The following is an 18537-nucleotide window of genomic DNA, read 5'->3' on the forward strand; positions in this document are numbered from 1 at the left end:
TTAGTGAGGCATTTAACCCTGTTAATTCTTCTGATTTTTAAACTTTCCTTTACTTTTTCGAATGTTTACGGCCACAACTTTGTACTCCGGACACATAGCCTCAGAATCATGTACGCTTGAAGTAATATTATTCATCATGATTTCAGGGAAGTGAAAAGTAGAACTTAAAATGCCCGGCTTTACCTCATCGGTCAAGCGTGCTTTCACATCCACCTTACCACGAGCACTGATCACACACACCATATCCCCATTATTAATTAAATGTTTTTTAGCGTCTGAAGGATTGATCATTAAATAATCTTCCTTTAATATTTTTGCATTATTGGTACGACGCGTCATAGCACCACAATTATAATGCTCTAACTCGCGATTGGTTGTAATGATATATGGAAATTCATTACCGTTCTCCACCAACTCTTTGGTTTCTGACCAACTGTTATGAATGAATCTTCCTTTTCCGCGCTTAAATTCGTTAATGTGCAATAAATCAGAATCAGTTCCATCTTTTGCTACCGGCCATTGTAAGCCATTATCACCAAGTAATTCCCACTTAACACCGGCAAAGAATGGAACAATCTTTGAAATTTCATTTTCCAATAAAGTGGCCGGATTGTAATCTTCCTGCTTGTAACCCATGCGGTTCATGATGTCTACAATAATTTGTCCGTCGGGCTTTGTGCCTTCAACCGGCTCTACTACTTTTTGCACGCGTTGTATTCTTCGCTCACCATTGGTAAACGTTCCGCTCTTTTCCAAGAATGATGCACCCGGTAATACTACATGTGCAAGCTTGGCTGTCTCAGTCATGAATAATTCCTGCACCACAAATAAATCGAGTTTACTCAATGCATTTACCACATGATGTGTGTTAGGATCGGTTTGCGCCATGTCTTCACCTATGGCCCATAAAGCTTTCAGTTTTCCTTCTAATGCCGCATCATACATTTGCGGAATTTTATAGCCGATATAATCCGGTAATTTCGCTCCATAAAAATCTTCATACAACTTATGATTATTCGGATCGGTGACATCCAAATAACCTGCTCCTTGATGAGGCTGACATCCCATGTCCGCTGCACCTTGTACATTGTTTTGTCCGCGCAATGGATTAACACCAACACCACGTTTACCAATGTTTCCTGTTATCATGGCTAAGTCGGCAATTAACATCACAGTATAAGTTCCCTGAGAATGTTCTGTAACACCTAATCCATGAAACGACATGGCACGCTCTGCCTTCGCATAAGTTATCGCTGCCTCACGCACTAATTCTTTTTTAACGCCGGTTACTTTTTCAAGTTCATTAATATCTTGTTTTAATACTTGCTGTTTAAAGTCGTCATAACCTTCCGTGCGTCCACTTATAAAATCTTTATCTTCTAATCCTTCTGTTATGATGTAATACAACATCATATTAAGAAGTGCAACATTCGTACCCGGGCGTAATTGTAAATGGTATTGAGCATATTTTGCTAACTCAGTACGACGAGGGTCAATCACAATTAGTGTTTTACCCTTCATGGCTTGTTGCTTAATTTTCGCGCCTGTTACAGGATGCGCATCGGTTGGATTAGCACCAATAACCATGATGCAATCCGTGTATTTCAAATCTTTAATAGAATTGGTAGCAGCGCCTGTTCCAAATGTTCTTTGCATACCTAATGCGGTTGGCGAGTGACATACACGTGCACAACTATCGATGTTATTCGTGCCAATTACGGCGCGAATAAATTTCTGCATTAAATAATTTTCTTCGTTAGTACAACGTGCGGATGAAATTCCCGCAATGGCATCTGCACCATTCTTATTTTTTATTTCAGTGAGCTTATTGGCAATAAAATCATACGCCTCATCCCAAGTTGCCGATTCAAATTTACCATTACGTTTAATTAACGGTGTACGTAATCGCTCCGGATGATTATAAAACGAAAAAGCAAAACGACCTTTCAAACAAGTATGACCTTGATTCGCTTCTGCTTCAACCGGTGCCTGAATGGATTTCACTTTTCCTCCCTGTGAGGCCACTTCCAAATTACAACCTACACCACAATATGTACATACCGTGCGTGTCTTATTCAGGTTCGCTACAGACTTTGATTCAAAAATATCTGAGATGGCTGAGGTAGGACAAGCCTGTGCACACGCACCGCAACTTACACAATCTGATTTTTCGAAAGTTGTATCTAATCCTTTAATGATATGCGCATCAAAACCACGACCTGCCATGCTCAATACAAATTCTCCTTGCACTTCATCGCAGGCTCGCACACAACGGAAACAGTTAATACATTTAGAAAAATCGGAAGTCATATACGCATGACTTAAATCTTTTTTTCTATCTAGATGATTTTTGCCTTCCGGATATCTAACGTCGCGCACCCCTACCTTTGCGGCTACCGTTTGCAGTTCGCAATTATTATTTACTTCACACGTTAAACAGTCAAGCGGATGATCCGTTAAAACTAATTCCACAATATTTCTCCGCAATTTCTGAATGCGTTCTGAATGCGGGAAAATGTATGATCCTGCCATCACCGGTGTATGACAAGACGCTTGTGACTTCACAGGACCATTTTCCTTCAATGCCACATCAACACTGCAAACACGGCATGAACCAAAGGGATCAAGATTAGGCGCATCGCAGAGTGTGGGAACATAGTCCTTTCCGAAATTTCTTTTTAAAAACGCAAGAATCGTTTCGCCTTCGTTAATCTCGTAAGGCTTATTATCGATGTAGGCAATGTTTTTGCTCATAGCGTAATTTATTTAGTGAAATATTGTTTTAATTCTTTATCGAAGTATTGCAAAGCATTTTTTATTGGTAATGGTAATCCACCTCCTAATGCGCACAACGACCCGGTCTCCATGGTTTCCAATAAATCATTAAGCAATTCTTTTTCAATTTTGTATTTGGAAGTACGTGCTTTGTTGATGAGCTCATATCCTCGGGTAGAACCTAAGCGACACGGGAAACATTTTCCACAACTTTCATGTGCCGTAAATTGAAACAGATGCTCAATGTATTTTATGATAGGAAATTTTTCAGGTAAACAAACTACTGAAGCATGACCTAATAAAAATCCATTTTCCGCAAAGGATTCAAAATCTACCGTTAAGTTTTTCACTTTAGTTAATGGAACTAACCCTCCTAATGGTCCGCCAATGTGCATGGCTTTTACTTTTCTATTAAATCCTCCGCCTAACTTTTTAAAAACTACGTCGAGTGGAGTACCCATATCCACTTCATAAACGCCGGGTTTATTAAAGAAACTATCCAGAGAAACTAATTTAGTACCGGTGGATCTTCCGCGGCCAATCGAAGCAAATTGTTTACCGCCGTTTTTAATGATGTACGGAATGCATGCTAATGTTTCCACATTGTTTACTACAGTTGGTTTATTAAATAAACCTTGCTGAGTAGGAAACGGGGGACGAACACGAACTTCTGGACGTTGTCCTTCAATTGAATTTAATAAAGCAGTTTCTTCGCCGCAAATGTAGGCGCCTTGTGCACGGATAATCTTAAAATCGTAATTGAAATTTGCACCAAGTATATTCTCGCCCAGTAATTTTTTCGTGCGTAAATCATCAATCGCTTTTTGCGTTATTTCAATCGCTTCCGGATACTCGGCACGGATGTAAAGAACTCCGGTATTTGCACCAGTGATATAGCCGGCAATCATCATTCCTAACAATACAGAATGCGGTTGTTGTTCTAATAAATAACGATCGGAATAAGCGCCCGGATCACCTTCATCGGCATTACACACAATGAATTTTATTTTTCCTTCTGTGTTTTTGCACGATTCCAATTTAAAAGATATTGGAAATCCGGCACCGCCTCGTCCGCGTAACCCTGAATCTTTTAACTCATTCAGTAAATCATCCGGTGAACGTTTCAGAGCTTCACCTAATGTAAAATAATATTCATCAATACCCGGAAAATGTCCGGTTAGAACTTGAGTACCGATGTGAGTGGTATTGTAAGTACCTTCACTCTTAAACTTACCCTTTTTTATTTGCGCAATTTTAGAAATGTCGGTTCCTGAGTAATTTTTTCCATTATAATTAAACGTGTTGTTTTCGTGACAACGACCCATACAACACATCTCTCCTATTTCATCTTTTTTGAAATTACGTTCTAATTTTTTTCTTAATCCTTCCTGAGTTCCCGCTGTTAAACAAGAGCTACCATTGCATATATAAACTTTCTTTCCCTTGTTCTCTTCTCTCAAAAAATCATAGAAGCTGGCAGCACCGTATACATTCGCTTTACCAATTAAAAATTCGTTAGCCAGTTTTTCCATTTCGGCTTTTGAAGGTGTGCCGGTGCGTTTAGCAGCAACGCCCAATTCCTCAAACAAGTTTTCGGTTAAACCTTTTCTTCCGGATAATTCACTTAAGTTTTTTGACATATCAATATTTTTAAATGGCCTTTAGCCAATTATTGTTTTCTTTTAAATCCTTTATTTTTTCGGGATGACTATAAACCGTAAAGTAATTGTTTCGGCAAAAAGCCATTAACGTAATACCAAGTTCCTTTGAAAAATCTACAGCCAAAGATGATGGTGCAGATACAGATGCTAAAAATGGAATTCCGGCGATGAAGCATTTGCTTACAATTTCATAGGAGATGCGTCCGCTTACAATTAAACATTTGGCCTCATTTAATTTTTTTCCAATCAGTAAGTCACCAATCACTTTATCAACGGCATTATGTCTGCCAATATCTTCTTGCAGACTTAACAATTCTCCATGTAGAGTAAATGCAGCGGATGCATGAGAACCGCCCGACTGCTTGAAAGTACTTTGTCTGGAATTCATGCTGTCAAACATTTTTCCAACTAAGGCCGGATCCAACTGAGCAGACGATAAAACGGAAGCATGTGAAGTGTTGTGTAAATCTTCTAATTCGGTTTTACCGCATATACCGCATGAAGTAACGGATAACAGATTTCGTTTGTTTAAATAATTGTCGCGAATTTTCTCCGGATTAATTTTAACATTCACTTCCACCGGATGATCTAGATTATCTTTCTTAAGAATTTCAATTACCGGATTTTCGTTTTTATCCTTATAAACATCTTCCGTAAAAAGCAATCCTCTAACCAATTCTTCATCGTTACCCGGACAACGCATGGTAATGGTAAAAACTTCACCATTAATAAATATTTTAAGAGACCCTTCAACCACTAAAGAATCATTTACCTCATGAAACTCTTCATGAGTGTATTTAATTCCTTTATAGTTGAGTGTACTCATATCATATCTTAAGATAAACCCGTGATTTTTCCGTTTGCATCAATATCCATGCCTTCAGATGCAGGAATGGCAGGTAAACCAGGCATTCGCATCATTTCACCTAAAATTGGAATAACAAAACCGGCACCGGCAGCAAATTCAAACTCTCGGACAGTAATATTGAAGTTACGTGGCCGGCCTATCTTAGTTTCATTATCGGAAAACGATTTTTGTGTTTTCGCCATACAAACAGGCATTTTATCGTAGCCTAACTCTTTAATATTCTTCAATCCGGCACGAGCTGCCGCGGTGTATTCTACGTTGTCCGCTCCGTAAATTTCTGTAGCAATAGTTTTGATTTTATCTTCAATTGATAAATTCCAATCGTAAAGTGGTTTAAATTTATTTTTACCTGATTCAATGGTTTCAACCACCGCTTTTGCTAAGTCGGTAGTACCTTCTCCACCCTTTGCCCAACATTCGCTAAGTATACATTTCACACCTTTATCAGCACATTGTTGAATAATATAATCCGTTTCTTCTTTTGAATCGCTGATAAAACTATTGATTGCAACAACAGGAGTAATCCCGAATTTCATGCAATTCTCCATGTGCTTTTCCAAGTTTTCGAATCCCTTTTTAACGCGATCTAAACTTGCTGTGTTATATTCTTCTTTTTTAGCGCCGCCATGATGACGTAATGCGCGAACGGTGGCCACTAATACAATTGCATCCGGAGCTAAATTACCATAACCACATTTTATGTCCATAAACTTTTCAGCACCTAAATCAGCACCAAAACCAGCCTCTGTTACAACATAATCACCTAATGATAATCCCATTTTAGTAGCGATGATTGTATTGGTTCCCTGAGCAATATTAGCAAACGGTCCGCCATGCAAAATCGCAGGATTTCCTTCAAGTGTTTGAACTAAATTAGGCTTAATAGCATCCTTTAAAAGTATGGCCATTGCGCCTTGTGCATTTAAATCACGCGCATAAATCGGCTTTTTATCGAATGTAAATCCAATAAAAATATTACCGAGTTTAGTTTTTAAATCTTCGAAATTCTTCGACATGCAAAGAATCGCCATCACCTCAGAGGCAGGCGTAATATTAAATCCATCCTGACGAGGAATTCCATTAGCGGTACCACCCAAGCCAATTACAATGTCGCGAAGTGAACGATCGTTCATGTCCATAACACGTTTCCATACAATGGTACGCGGATCGATATTCAAATTGCGGGTTTTACTTTGAATGTTATTATCGATTAAAGCTGATAATAAATTATTCGCTTTTTCAATGGCATTAAAATCACCGGTGAAATGCAGATTAATATCCTCCATAGGAATAACCTGAGAATATCCGCCGCCGGCAGCGCCACCTTTAATTCCGAATACAGGCCCTAAAGAAGGTTCGCGTAAAACAACTATTGTTTTCTTACCGATTTTATTCATTCCCTCTGTTAAGCCAATAGAGGTTGTTGTTTTTCCTTCACCTGCAGGAGTAGGACTAATAGCAGTAACCAAAATTAATTTCGCCTTTTTAATTTTCTCCTCATTAATAAGTGAAAGCGGTAATTTCGCTTTGTATTTTCCATAATGCTCGAGATCGTCAACGTTAATGTTGATTTTTTTAGCAATGTTATTGATATGATCAATTTTTGCACTTTGTGCAATCTCAAGATCTGATTTTGGTTTTGCTGTCATATTAATTTTGGATTTTTATAATCGCTGGTGTTTATGTTGTTTTAAATCGTTGAACTTTGCTTTATAGTATTATGATGAGTAAATAACGATGAGTAAAAATAAATCAGACTTAAATTAAAAGCAAGTAATCTAATCATGAAAAAGAAACATTGATTTTTATACCTTCAATATTGCGAAAATTATCCGAATCTCAAAATAAATACGCTAAAAAACGCTTCAAAAAAGCTATATTTTAACCTCCTTACCAATTAACCTCAAATCTCCCAAAAGTTTAAGCTTTGCCTTAGTGCCATGTATAAAACAAAAAACCCCGAAAAATTCGGGGTTCTTATAATTGTTTAATTGGTAATTAAGCGCAATTAATTGTAGATGTTGCGGTAATAATTACTCTTCTAACGCGTTCAATCGTAATCGCACCGGTAACAATACCACCTCCATTATCGTTGCCGATAATTAAACGGTTAGCATTATTAACATTAATGGCTCCTTTAATAACACCTTTGTTCACCACTTTTAAAGCAGAACCGTGATTTACGTTAATAGCCCCCTTAATTACACCGCCTTTTCTGGCTACTACATTACCCTGATTAGTAACAGATACATCACCTTCTACAGTGCCTCCGTCTTCAACAATAAGGTTGGCGCTATTTACTGTAATCGCACCTGTAATTTTTCCTCCTCCTTTTACTTTTAATGTTTCTCCATTCGCTACATTATACGGTCCAGCTACCGGAGTAGTAATTTCTGTGGTAGTTGGTACATACTTTTGCAAATTCGTTGCAATTGGATTATCTACAGTGTAGTCAATATCATACGTTACCGGATCTCCAACTTGTAATCCTTTTGTCGCGAAATCCTTATCGTTATACGGATACGTTTTTCCGCTCTCTGCTTCTGCAACTGTACCTACTGACGGGTCTGCTGCATCAATTGTTTCTACTGTTCCTAATGCCATAATGTTTATGTTTTAAAATTAGTTATACAGCAATAATAAAAATATAAACTTAAACTAAAAAATATTTTACTATATTTATCGTGAGTCCTTTTATGCGTTGTCTGTTTTCGCTCATAATTCTATTAGCGCTTAATTCTGCAATTAGGTGTCAGAACATTGATTCTATCGAACGTATAATAAAAAACAGTCCGGATGACTCTGTTAAGGTTTCTAATTATATCAACAATATTATTAATCCATTAAAAAATAATGGAGATTTAGAACAAGCTGAAAAATATTGTATTAATGTTACAGAAAAATTCAGCCAGAACTCCCGTTTAAAATTAAGCATTGGTATTGCCCACGTACAGGTACTCATTGCTGCTGAAAAATTTAATGAGGCTAGCGATCTAATTACTAAATTGATGATTAAAGCAATTGAAACCAAAAATAAAATTGCACAAGCCATGTGCCTGAAAGAAAAAGCCTTTCTACAACTTTATTCAGGTAATTACGAAACGGCGGCCGAATTATATTATGATGCTTTAAATAAATGGAAAGAAACCAATGATTTAATACGAATTGCTGTGGGCTACGGTGATTTGGCCATGATTAATTATTACCTCGGGCACTTTAAAGAAGCCTCTGAATACTGGCAAAAAAGCGTTGATATTTATACTATTCAAAATGATAAAGTAAAGTTATCCGGCGATCTTGGTAATTTAGGATTAGTACATATTGAATTAGGTGATTTATTTAAAGCAGAACAAAACCTTAAAAAATCGCTTCAGCTTTCATTAGAAACTAATTCTTATAACTTAATTGCCAATGCTTATAATAACCTTTGCAAACTGGAGTCTCATAAAAACAATCTTTCGGCTGCCATCGAATACAATAAAAAATCAATTGAATACTATCAAAAAACCGGAGACATAGAACATTTGATTAACTCGTACTCAAATAGTGCAGAATTATGCAGAAGATTTAAAAATCACAAAGAAGCTTTGGATTATATTAACAAGGCATTTGAATTAGAAAGTCAACGAAATAATAAAACCAATCTGAATGTACTTTTGCTCAATCGAGCCGCCATCTATGCGGATATTAAAAAACATAAGGAGGCATATGAGGATATCTTACAACATATGCAAATTAAAGATTCTTTAGTTAACTCCGAAAATCAATTGGCTGTTTCTGAACTTGAAAAAAAATACGAACTCAGCGAAAAGGAAAACGAAAATAAACTACTAAGCGAAAAAATTAAAGTGAAAGATGTAGAAAGTGACAGACAAAAATTAGCTATTTCCTTAATTGGAATTGTACTATTGTTTGTCGCCGGTGCTGCATTTATTCTAATCCGACAAAACCGCGAAAAAAACCGAATCAATACGCAGTTGGCTGAAAAAAACAACATCATCGAATCACAACATAAAGACATAAAAGACAGTATACAATACGCCAAACGAATTCAGGATGCCATTCTTCCCCCACTCTCACATATTCAAAACTTTCTCAAAGATTCTTTTATCTATTACAAACCAAAAGACATAGTTGCGGGTGATTTTTATTGGATGGAACATAAAGACCATTTAGTTTTTATTGCCGCGGCTGATTGTACCGGTCATGGTGTGCCGGGTGCTATGGTAAGTGTGGTATGTTCGAATGCACTTAATCGCGCGGTTTTAGAATTTAACTTAACCGACCCCGGAAAAATCCTCGATAAAACGCGTGATTTGATTTTGGAAACTTTTGCGAAAAGTGATGCGGATGTAAAAGACGGAATGGATATTTCTTTATGCGTGGTTAATAATGTAACAAAAACAGTTTCATGGGCAGGTGCCAATAATCCGCTTTGGTTTACCAATGATAAAAACATGATTGAAATAACGGCCGACAAACAGCCAATTGGTAAATCTGATCACCCGAAACCTTTCGCCACACACGCAGTACCGGTTAAAAGCGGGGATTCTATTTTCCTATTTACCGATGGATATGCCGATCAGTTTGGCGGACCAAAAGGAAAAAAATTCAAATACAAACAATTTCAGGAACTTCTATTAGCTAAAAACAACGAAAAACCTGAAGTTCAAATGCAGGCTATTCACGATACGTTTATGCAATGGAAAGGACCGCAAGAACAAATTGATGATGTTTGCGTAATTGGCTTCCGCATCTAATCCCCCTTTATGGGGTAATTTGACATTTCTCAGTGGATTTTTATTGGAAAAAAGGTCTATAAATACTATCCTTGTATCCGTAAAAATTCATCCCTATGAACTCAAAAAAACTAATTATTCCTTTTTGTCTGGCTTTAGCCCTGAGCTCATGTCAATCCGACAATAACGAATTATCTGTGCTTGAAAAAAAAGCAAACGTAAGCGATACTCTTAAACCTGAAGAAGAGTTTAAATACATTGCAGAGCAATTTGCTGATTTACGTGTTTTACGTTATAAAGTAGAAGATTTCGACCAGCTTTCGCTGCAACAAAAAGAACTTTTATATTATTTATATGAAGCGGCCTTATGCGGACGCGACATTACGTGGGATCAAAACTATAAGTATAATCTTACTATTAGAAAAATTCTGGAAGCAATCGTTGACGGTAGCAATAACAATGCAAACGATCCTGAGTTTCAGAAATTCTTAGTATATGCAAAACGCGTGTGGTTTAGCAGCGGTATTCATCATCATTACAGCAGTGATAAATTCATTCCTGAATGCTCTAAGGAATATTTTATCGACTTGATTAAAAAAACGGATCCAAAAAAATTACCATTAATGAATAATGAATCGGTCGACAACCTCGTTGGTTTTATTATTCCGATTATTTACGATACAACTATTTCAGTTAAGAAAGTACAGTTAGATCCGAGCAAAGACCTTGTTTTATCATCGGCTGTTAACTTTTATGAAGGCGTTAATCAAGCTGAAGTAACTTCTTTCTACGAAAAGCAAACGGATAAAACTTCCAAAACTCCGGTGATGCAAGGTTTAAACAGCAAATTAGTGAAAGAGGGTGACAAAATTGTAGAGAAAAAGTGGATGGTTGGAGATATGTACACCGCAGCTATCGAGAAAATTGTGTTTTGGTTAGAAAAAGCGGTTACTGTGGCTGAAAATGCCGCGCAAAAAGAAGCGCTTGAAAAACTAATTAAGTTCTATAAAACCGGTGACTTAAAAGATTTTGATGAATACTGCATCGCTTGGGTAAAGGATACCGAAAGCGCTATTGATGTGGTAAATGGTTTTATTGAAGTTTATCAAGATCCATTAGGCCGCAAAGGTTCTTTTGAAGCGGTAGTATCTGTAAAGGATATGGAAGCCAGTAAACGTATTGCTACCATTGGAGCAAATGCTCAGTGGTTTGAAGATAATTCTTCCATATTACCTGAACATAAAAAGAAAAGTGTAAAAGGAATTTCAGCTAAAGTAATTAATGCTGTGGTGGAATCAGGTGATTCCGGACCGGTTACGCCTATTGGAATTAATTTACCAAACAACGAGTGGATTCGTGAAACTCACGGTTCTAAATCCGTTAACTTAGGTAATATTGTGGAAGCCTATGAACAAGCAGCGGGCGGCAGTGTAGTAGATGAATTCTATTTCACACCTGAAATCGCTGAGCGCGTAAAAAAATGTGCCGGTCTGGCTGACAAATTACATACAGATATGCATGAGGTAATTGGTCACGCAAGCGGACAAATTGAAGAAGGTGTTGGACAACCACACGAAACATTAAAGAATTACGCCAGTGCATTGGAGGAAGGCCGCGCGGATTTAGTAGCACTTTATTATTTAATGGATCAGAAGTTAGTTGACTTAGGTGTAATGCCTTCTTTAGATTATGGAAAAGCAGCGTATGATGAATACATCACTAAAGGCTTATTAATTCAAACTTCTCGTATCAAACTTGGTAACAACATTGAAGAAGCACACATGCGTAACCGTCAAATGGTGGCTTTGTGGGCATATGAAAACGGAAAGAAAGATAATGTGATTGAGAAAAAAGTAAGAGATGGAAAAACATTTTTTGTAGTAAATGACTATGAAAAACTACGCACTTTATTCGGCGATTTATTACGCGAACTTCAACGAATTAAATCAAAAGGTGATTATAAAGCGGGACGTAATTTAATTGAAAATTACGGTGTAAAAATCGACCCTGCTTTACACAAGGAAGTTTTGGATCGTTACAGCAAATTAAATATCGCTCCGTATGCAGGATTTATCCAACCAAAATTAACGCCTGTTATGAAAGACGGAAAAATAATTGATGTGAAAATTTCTTATCCGGCTGATTTTTCTACTCAAATGCTTGAGTATGGAAAAGATTACGGATTACTTCCCGCTATTAATTAAAAAACAATCAACTGATTTTAAAAGCCGCTGAATTATCAGCGGCTTTTTTATTTGAGGTAAGAATAAGAAACAGGATTGGTCATCTCATAAAATGCGCGGTGAATTCTTCCGCGAATATGAAGCTTAGTAAGTTTGTTTTGCTCGGCATCAGGATAAACACGATTCGATAAGAAAACTACAATCAAATTATTTTTAGGATCAGCCCAGGTGAATGTTCCGGTAAATCCGCTATGACCATAACTATCTGCGCTGCATAATTCAGTAACCGGACTTTCCTTCTTAGGATCTGTTTCCGGCTTATCAAAACACAATCCCCTTCTGTTTGTACCGCAAAAATGACAACCGGTAAAATCTTTCACTACATTACTATCCAAATACCTCACGCCGGCATACTCTCCTTTGTTTAAATACATTTGCATGAGAATGGCTAAATCAGTTGCGTTTCCAAATAATCCGGCATGCCCTGCTACTCCACCCAACAACGCTGCTCCCGGGTCATGAACATAACCTTGCACAATTTGCTTCCTGAATTTTACATCATTTTCTGTTGGCGCAATTTCATTTGCCTTATGAGATTGTAATGGTAGATATGTCAACCCCAATCCCATTGGCTTATAAAATGTATTCGACACATAATCATTCAAGGGTTGCTTGGTGATGTTTTCTACTACGCGCTGAATAAAATAATATCCCAAATCACTGTAAAGGTATTTTCCTTTATTCTCCACCTTACTATTGATAATACGGCTGAAAATACTGTCTCTGAATTCTTTTTTTACGTATAAATTTTCGGCTACTTGCACAGAGTATTCCTCGGTACGCTTGTCGCTATAAATTCCCGGCTTATAATTTCCTTGTTTATCGATGGTACGAAGCCAAAACGGAATCCATGCTTGTAAACCCGCCTGATGTGTGAGCACTTCCTCAATCATCATATCCTCTTTATTACAACTTTTCAATTCCGGTAAATATTCACATAAGGTTTTTTTATAATCAAATTGTTTCTCGCCGGTTAAGCGCATGAGAGATAATGCCGATGATGCAATTTTAGTTACGGAAGCTAAATCGTAAATCGTAGAATTACTCACTTTTGGCGAGCCCGCTTCGTAAGTGTAATTTCCGTATGATTTTTGGAAAAATAATTTGCCATCTTTAATCGCTACAATCTGACAACCCGGAAATGCTTTCTCCGTCATCGCGTAATTTACGATACTGTCTATTCGATCAAGATTTTTTTTTTTGAACGCCTATTTGCGCCGGCGTTACAAATTGTATACGTATCGGATTGAGCTCTATTCCGGTGTTGTATTTAAACGTTTTGGTTGTGACAGGTAATTTTCCATTTACTTTAATGGCACCCATGACAACTTCTGCTGCTGCTTTCTGGCTGTAGTTCGTGTACTCATAAGCCATAACAATGGATTTCAAATTTTGGGTTGAATTCATAGCGTTTAAAACATACGGACTTCCAAAAACAACCGCTGTTGTTGGTTTTAATTTGGAAATGGAATCGATAACCGCCATACTTTGAGCAGATACTCCAAAATTACCTACCGGCTTCAAGTTCGTTTTATTGATTTGCAATATTACAACATCGAAATTTTTCAATCGCGCAAAAAGTGAATCGACTTCCTTCTTTGGTGAGTCATGCTCTATTCCAAAATGCTTAACAGAAGAGTAGTTCATTAATGATTTGGTAAATACATTTTCCTCTTTAACACCAATCGATACTTCAGCGACTTTCAATTTATCTAATTGCGTTAAAGGCAGTAATCCCCCATCATTTTTTAATAAAGTCATGGTAGCCTCCGCTAATTTAGCGATGATAGCCTCCGCTTCCGGCGTATTCAGCTCTTCATAAATATTTTTTAATTGAACATGCTGTCTTTGATTTAATCCGCACCAATATTTGGCTTTTAAAATTTTCTTACAGCGTTCATTAATTTCCTCTTGTGTAATTAATCCTGAAGCAATTGCTTTTTTAATCTCTTCCATTGCCACAGGTACACTTTCTGAAAATAACAGCACATCGTTACCCGCTAACAATGCTTTCACATCCACAACACCCGGCGGAAAATACTTTGAAGCACCTTTCATATTCAAAGCATCGGTAAAGACCAGGCCATTAAAACCCATTTCCTTCTTCAGCAAATCTGTTACCACTTTAGGAGATAAAGTTGAAGCTAAATTTTGAGTTGTATCCAATGCCGGAATACTCAGATGAGCCACCATCACACTTGCTAAACCTCTTTCAAAGAGATAACGGAAAGGATAGAGTTCAAGGGAATCCAATCGCTCACGACTGTGTTTAATGGTTGGTAGTGCTTTATGTGAATCTACGTCCGTATCACCATGTCCAGGAAAATGTTTTCCATTGGCCATTACATGTTCGTCCTGCATTCCTTTCATATACATGTACGCCTTTTCCGCCACCTTATATTTATTTTCTCCAAAACTTCTTATTCCAATAACAGGATTTTCAGGATTATTATTCACATCAATAACCGGCGCAAAATTTACATGCAGTCCCACTCGTTTACATTCCTTTGCAATCTGACGCCCCATATAATAAATTAAAGAATCATTTTGGATGGCGCCCAATGCCATTTGACGAGGATAACGAGGTGTACTATCCAAACGCATGGCTAATCCCCACTCACCATCGATACTCAGTAAGAGCGGTGTCTTTGCCATGTTCTGATAATAATTCACAAGCTTAGCATGACGGAGTGGTCCGCCCTGCATCATGATGAGTCCGCCAATATTATATTTCTGAATCAATTCCCGCACTTCACGAACGTGTTTCATGTCTTTATTGCTGTAAGCAGCCACCATAAACAATTGCGCAATTCGCTCATCGGGACTTAGAGCATCAAATACTGAATCCACCCAACGCAATTCACTTTGCAAAAAATCCGGACGATTGTCTTTAGGCGGCTTAAAGGATGCGCCTAAAAACAATAAAAAACTAAGCCCTATGGCTGATAATACAATTCTCACAGTTCCTAAAGTTACCCAATAGAGCAAAAAGGTTTTTTAGCATGTATAAATGTTTTTAACAGAGGATTTTTAATCAATTATGGTTTTGAATCAAGATTATAGTATATTTGCTTCATGAATTTTAACAAAGCATATTATTGGTATTCTCAATTATCCGGCAGAACCGATATGCTTTATCATTATTGATTATTCACCTTTTTTATATAATGCTAAACCCGGTTCACAGCCGGGTTTTTTATTTTTTAAACCAATCAAACAACCATATGAAAACTTACAATTTAAAACCAAACATGAAACAAGACTACGACACATACAGCACTGAAGATAAAGCTGTATGGTCGACACTGTTTAATCGCCAAAAGGAACTTTTGGAAAAAAATGCGGCACCCGAATTCCTAAGTGCTTTGGAAGAAATTAAATTCAGCTCTGAAAAAATTCCCGACTTTAGGGAAGTTGATGCCATCCTCATGGCTAAAACCGGCTGGAGCCTGGAGGTCGTAGAGGGTATTATTAATGAATACGACTTCTTTAATTTACTTTCCAATAAAAAATTTCCGGCAACAACCTGGTTGAGAAAACTAAATGAATTGGATTATCTGCCTGAACCTGATATGTTTCACGATGTGTTCGGGCATGTTCCGCTTTTAGTAAATAAAGAATACACTAACCTCTTTGAAAGAATTGGTCGTTTAGGCGTAAAACACAGTGATGATGCCAAGATTCTTCATCAATTAGGAAGATTTTACTGGTTTACCATAGAGTTCGGGCTGGTAAAATTTAAGGGCGAGCTAAAAATATATGGTGCAGGAATTATTTCCTCCAATGGGGAAAGTAAATACGCACTCAGCTCTACGCCTCAACATTTGCCTTTTGATGTACATGCAATAATAAATACGGATTTTGAAAATGATAAAATCCAGGATAAGTATTTTGTTCTTGATTCCTTTAAGCAATTATACAATTGTATGGACGAGCTGGAACGTCTTATCCATGAGGAATCATTTAGCAAGGAGAAAAGTTATATTGGATAGTCGGCAAAAATTTATATATTTGCTGTGTTAATGGTTCTTTTTTAAAAAGATTAATAGGGAATTGCGTGAAGAGCAATCTAATTCGCAAACAGTACCCGCTGCTGTGATTCTCAAATGATTTCGGTAATTCTACGCCACTGTTTTAAACGGGAAGGCTACCGAAAGAGATAAGTCAGAAGACCTGCCACTAACAACAAATTTGTAGCTTTCGGGATGTGAAGCCACAAGGCAATTAAAGTATAATTGTTTTTTATTTCCCGTATTGATGCAAATGATTGTTCGAATAGAATAATTATTTGTGATGATTTTATGTAAAAACAACATATCTGTTTTTAAAGTATGCATTTTATGCCTCGCTTTAAACTGTCTTTGTACTTCATTAAAAGCACAGAGCAAAGACAGTTTACGCGTAGATTTGAATGAGGTGACCATTACCAGCATCAAACCAAAGCAATTTAATGCCGTTAAAAAAACACAGATGTTCGATTCTATAACATCAAAAAACTTTCTCCAACAAAACCTGTCTGATATTTTATCCGTTAATTCCCCAGTATTCATTAAGAATTATGGTCCCGGTAATTTAAGTTCTGCTGCTTTCAGAGGAGGAAACGCTTCACAATCGCCTGTGTTATGGAACGGCTTTAACATTCAGAATCCTATGTTAGGACAAAATGATTTCTCGCAATTACCGGTTTTTATTTTTGATAAAATCGGAATTGAATACGGTGGTTCCGCCGCCACTTGGGGAAGCGGTGCGATGGGAGGAAGTATTCATTTAAATAACAACAATGAGTTTGAAAAAGGATTCCGCACTTTATTAAATCTCGGACTAGGCTCTTATGCAAATAAAAAATTAAACTCATTATTACATTTCTCGAATAGAAAATTCAGTAGTAATACAAAGGTTTATTTTAATGAAGCCCAAAATGATTTTGAATTTAAAGACAGTACGTTAAAAAGACAGTTACATGCGAATTATGTAATAAAAGGATTTCTGCAGGAAATAAGTTGGATGCTATTGAAAAATCAATCCATCAATGTAAAAGCCTGGTACCAACAAAGTTTCCGCAACCTACCTCCTACTCTGGGAAATAAAACAAGTAAAGCCTCACAGGAAGATGACAACTTAAAACTAACTGCCGATTGGCATTATACAGGTAAAAACATCACACCGTCGGTACGCGTTGCTTACTTTAATGATCAACTTAACTACACCGATAGCCTCGCAGGAATTTTTTCAAATAGCAAAACAAAAACCTTTATAGCGGAAGCAGACGCTAAATATAATTTAGGAAAACTACATCAGATTTACATGGGTTATAACTTCACCAATTATAATGCTCAAACAAATAACTACATTCAAAACAATCCCGAACTTACTAAGCAAGCGGTTTTATTAGGTTACCAATTGAATATGCTGAATGGAAAGTTGGTATATGAATTACATTTAAGAAAGGAGTTTTCAGATGCATTTGAAATTCCGTTTACGGGAAATACCGGTTTATACTTTTTAGCATTCAAAAATCTTAAGTTAAAATTAAACGCCGCCAAGATATATCGTCTGCCAACACTTAATGATTTATATTGGGCCAATGGCGGCAACCCGGATTTAAAACCGGAAGAAGGTATGACTTACGAGGGAGGATTTGAATTCAAACAACAAACGAATGATTTTATACTACAATCAGAAATGACCTACTTCAATAAAACCATCAGTAATTGGATTGCCTGGGTGCCGGGTCCGGGAGGAAATCCAACGCCTATCAATTTAGCAAAGGTTTACAGCAGGGGTACAGAAACATCAAACTTTATAGCCTACAATCATAAATCGCTACTATGCAAAATAGGGTTTAACAGCGCTTATGTGTTGTCGAACGTTATTCAGTCTAATTTAATTAATGATGCTTCGGTAAACAAGCAATTAATTTACACACCACGTTACAATTACGGTGGAAGTTTTATTTTAGCCTACGAACAATTTACACTTTCTTATTATCATAATTACATTGGATACCGTTTTACAAGCAGTGATAACAACAGCTGGCTGCAACCTTATCAGGTAGCCAATTTTAAAATGAGTTATACTTTTAAAATAAATCACTTAAATGCAACTACCGCTATTCATATTAACAATCTGTTTAATTCAGATTACAAAATAATTGACCAAAGACCAATGCCGTTGCGCAACTATGAATTTGGATTAACTCTTAATTATTATAAACCAAAAAACAAAAACAATTCAATATAAAAATCAAGCTT

The 18537-nt window shown here is 36.9% G+C and carries 11 protein-coding genes and 1 riboswitch; of the genes, 4 read left to right on the forward strand and 7 right to left on the reverse strand.

Translation table 11 applies throughout. The annotated features are described in order from the left end of the window. Window positions 1-21: 21 nt before the first annotated feature. The 5 genes from fdhF to J0L69_11450 form a co-directional block, all read right to left on the reverse strand. Window positions 22-2754 carry a formate dehydrogenase subunit alpha gene (gene fdhF, locus J0L69_11430; protein MBN8693801.1) on the reverse strand — a complete coding sequence of 911 codons (2733 nt, stop codon included), beginning with the start codon at window positions 2752-2754 and terminating at the stop codon, window positions 22-24. An 8-nt stretch (window positions 2755-2762) separates the two neighbouring features. Further along, window positions 2763-4415 (reverse strand): NAD(P)H-dependent oxidoreductase subunit E, encoded by a 1653-nt coding sequence (locus J0L69_11435; GenBank protein MBN8693802.1) that lies wholly within the window; start codon window positions 4413-4415, stop codon window positions 2763-2765. Between the two features lie 10 nt (window positions 4416-4425). Continuing rightward, window positions 4426-5262: a formate dehydrogenase accessory sulfurtransferase FdhD gene (gene fdhD / locus J0L69_11440; GenBank protein MBN8693803.1), complete on the reverse strand. Its 837-nt coding sequence runs from the start codon at window positions 5260-5262 to the stop codon at window positions 4426-4428. Window positions 5263-5270: 8 nt separating this feature from the next. Beyond that, window positions 5271-6953, reverse strand: a complete 1683-nt coding sequence (locus J0L69_11445; protein MBN8693804.1) for a formate--tetrahydrofolate ligase — start codon at window positions 6951-6953, stop codon at window positions 5271-5273. 349 nt (window positions 6954-7302) lie between these two features. Further along, window positions 7303-7908 (reverse strand): hypothetical protein, encoded by a 606-nt coding sequence (locus J0L69_11450; GenBank protein ID MBN8693805.1) that lies wholly within the window; start codon window positions 7906-7908, stop codon window positions 7303-7305. Window positions 7909-7988: 80 nt separating this feature from the next. Here J0L69_11450 and J0L69_11455 point away from each other — a divergent pair, with 80 nt between their 5' ends. Both J0L69_11455 and J0L69_11460 read left to right on the forward strand, forming a co-directional pair. Beyond that, the gene (locus tag J0L69_11455; protein ID MBN8693806.1) at window positions 7989-10064 is read left to right on the forward strand and encodes a tetratricopeptide repeat protein; all 2076 of its coding nucleotides are present in this window, start codon (window positions 7989-7991) and stop codon (window positions 10062-10064) included. A 95-nt stretch (window positions 10065-10159) separates the two neighbouring features. After that, a complete protein-coding gene (locus J0L69_11460) occupies window positions 10160-12247 on the forward strand; it encodes a dihydrofolate reductase (GenBank protein MBN8693807.1) in 2088 nt (695 codons plus the stop codon). Between the two features lie 47 nt (window positions 12248-12294). Here J0L69_11460 and J0L69_11465 read toward each other — a convergent pair whose 3' ends face one another. Both J0L69_11465 and J0L69_11470 read right to left on the reverse strand, forming a co-directional pair. Next, the gene (locus tag J0L69_11465; GenBank protein ID MBN8693808.1) at window positions 12295-13443 is read right to left on the reverse strand and encodes a serine hydrolase; all 1149 of its coding nucleotides are present in this window, start codon (window positions 13441-13443) and stop codon (window positions 12295-12297) included. Between the two features lie 28 nt (window positions 13444-13471). Then, the gene (locus J0L69_11470; protein MBN8693809.1) at window positions 13472-15247 is read right to left on the reverse strand and encodes a glycoside hydrolase family 3 C-terminal domain-containing protein; all 1776 of its coding nucleotides are present in this window, start codon (window positions 15245-15247) and stop codon (window positions 13472-13474) included. Window positions 15248-15510: 263 nt separating this feature from the next. On the opposite strand from J0L69_11470, the gene J0L69_11475 reads away from it, so the two are divergent. Both J0L69_11475 and J0L69_11480 read left to right on the forward strand, forming a co-directional pair. Further along, window positions 15511-16278: a phenylalanine 4-monooxygenase gene (locus J0L69_11475; GenBank protein MBN8693810.1), complete on the forward strand. Its 768-nt coding sequence runs from the start codon at window positions 15511-15513 to the stop codon at window positions 16276-16278. Window positions 16279-16292: 14 nt separating this feature from the next. Beyond that, window positions 16293-16482: riboswitch (cobalamin riboswitch) on the forward strand. Window positions 16483-16579: 97 nt separating this feature from the next. Beyond that, window positions 16580-18526 (forward strand): TonB-dependent receptor, encoded by a 1947-nt coding sequence (locus J0L69_11480; GenBank protein ID MBN8693811.1) that lies wholly within the window; start codon window positions 16580-16582, stop codon window positions 18524-18526. The last annotated feature ends 11 nt before the right edge of the window (window positions 18527-18537 follow it).

It is taken from the genome of Bacteroidota bacterium, from assembly GCA_017303905.1.
Taxonomy (GTDB): Bacteria; Bacteroidota; Bacteroidia; order B-17B0; family Aurantibacillaceae; genus JAHEYG01.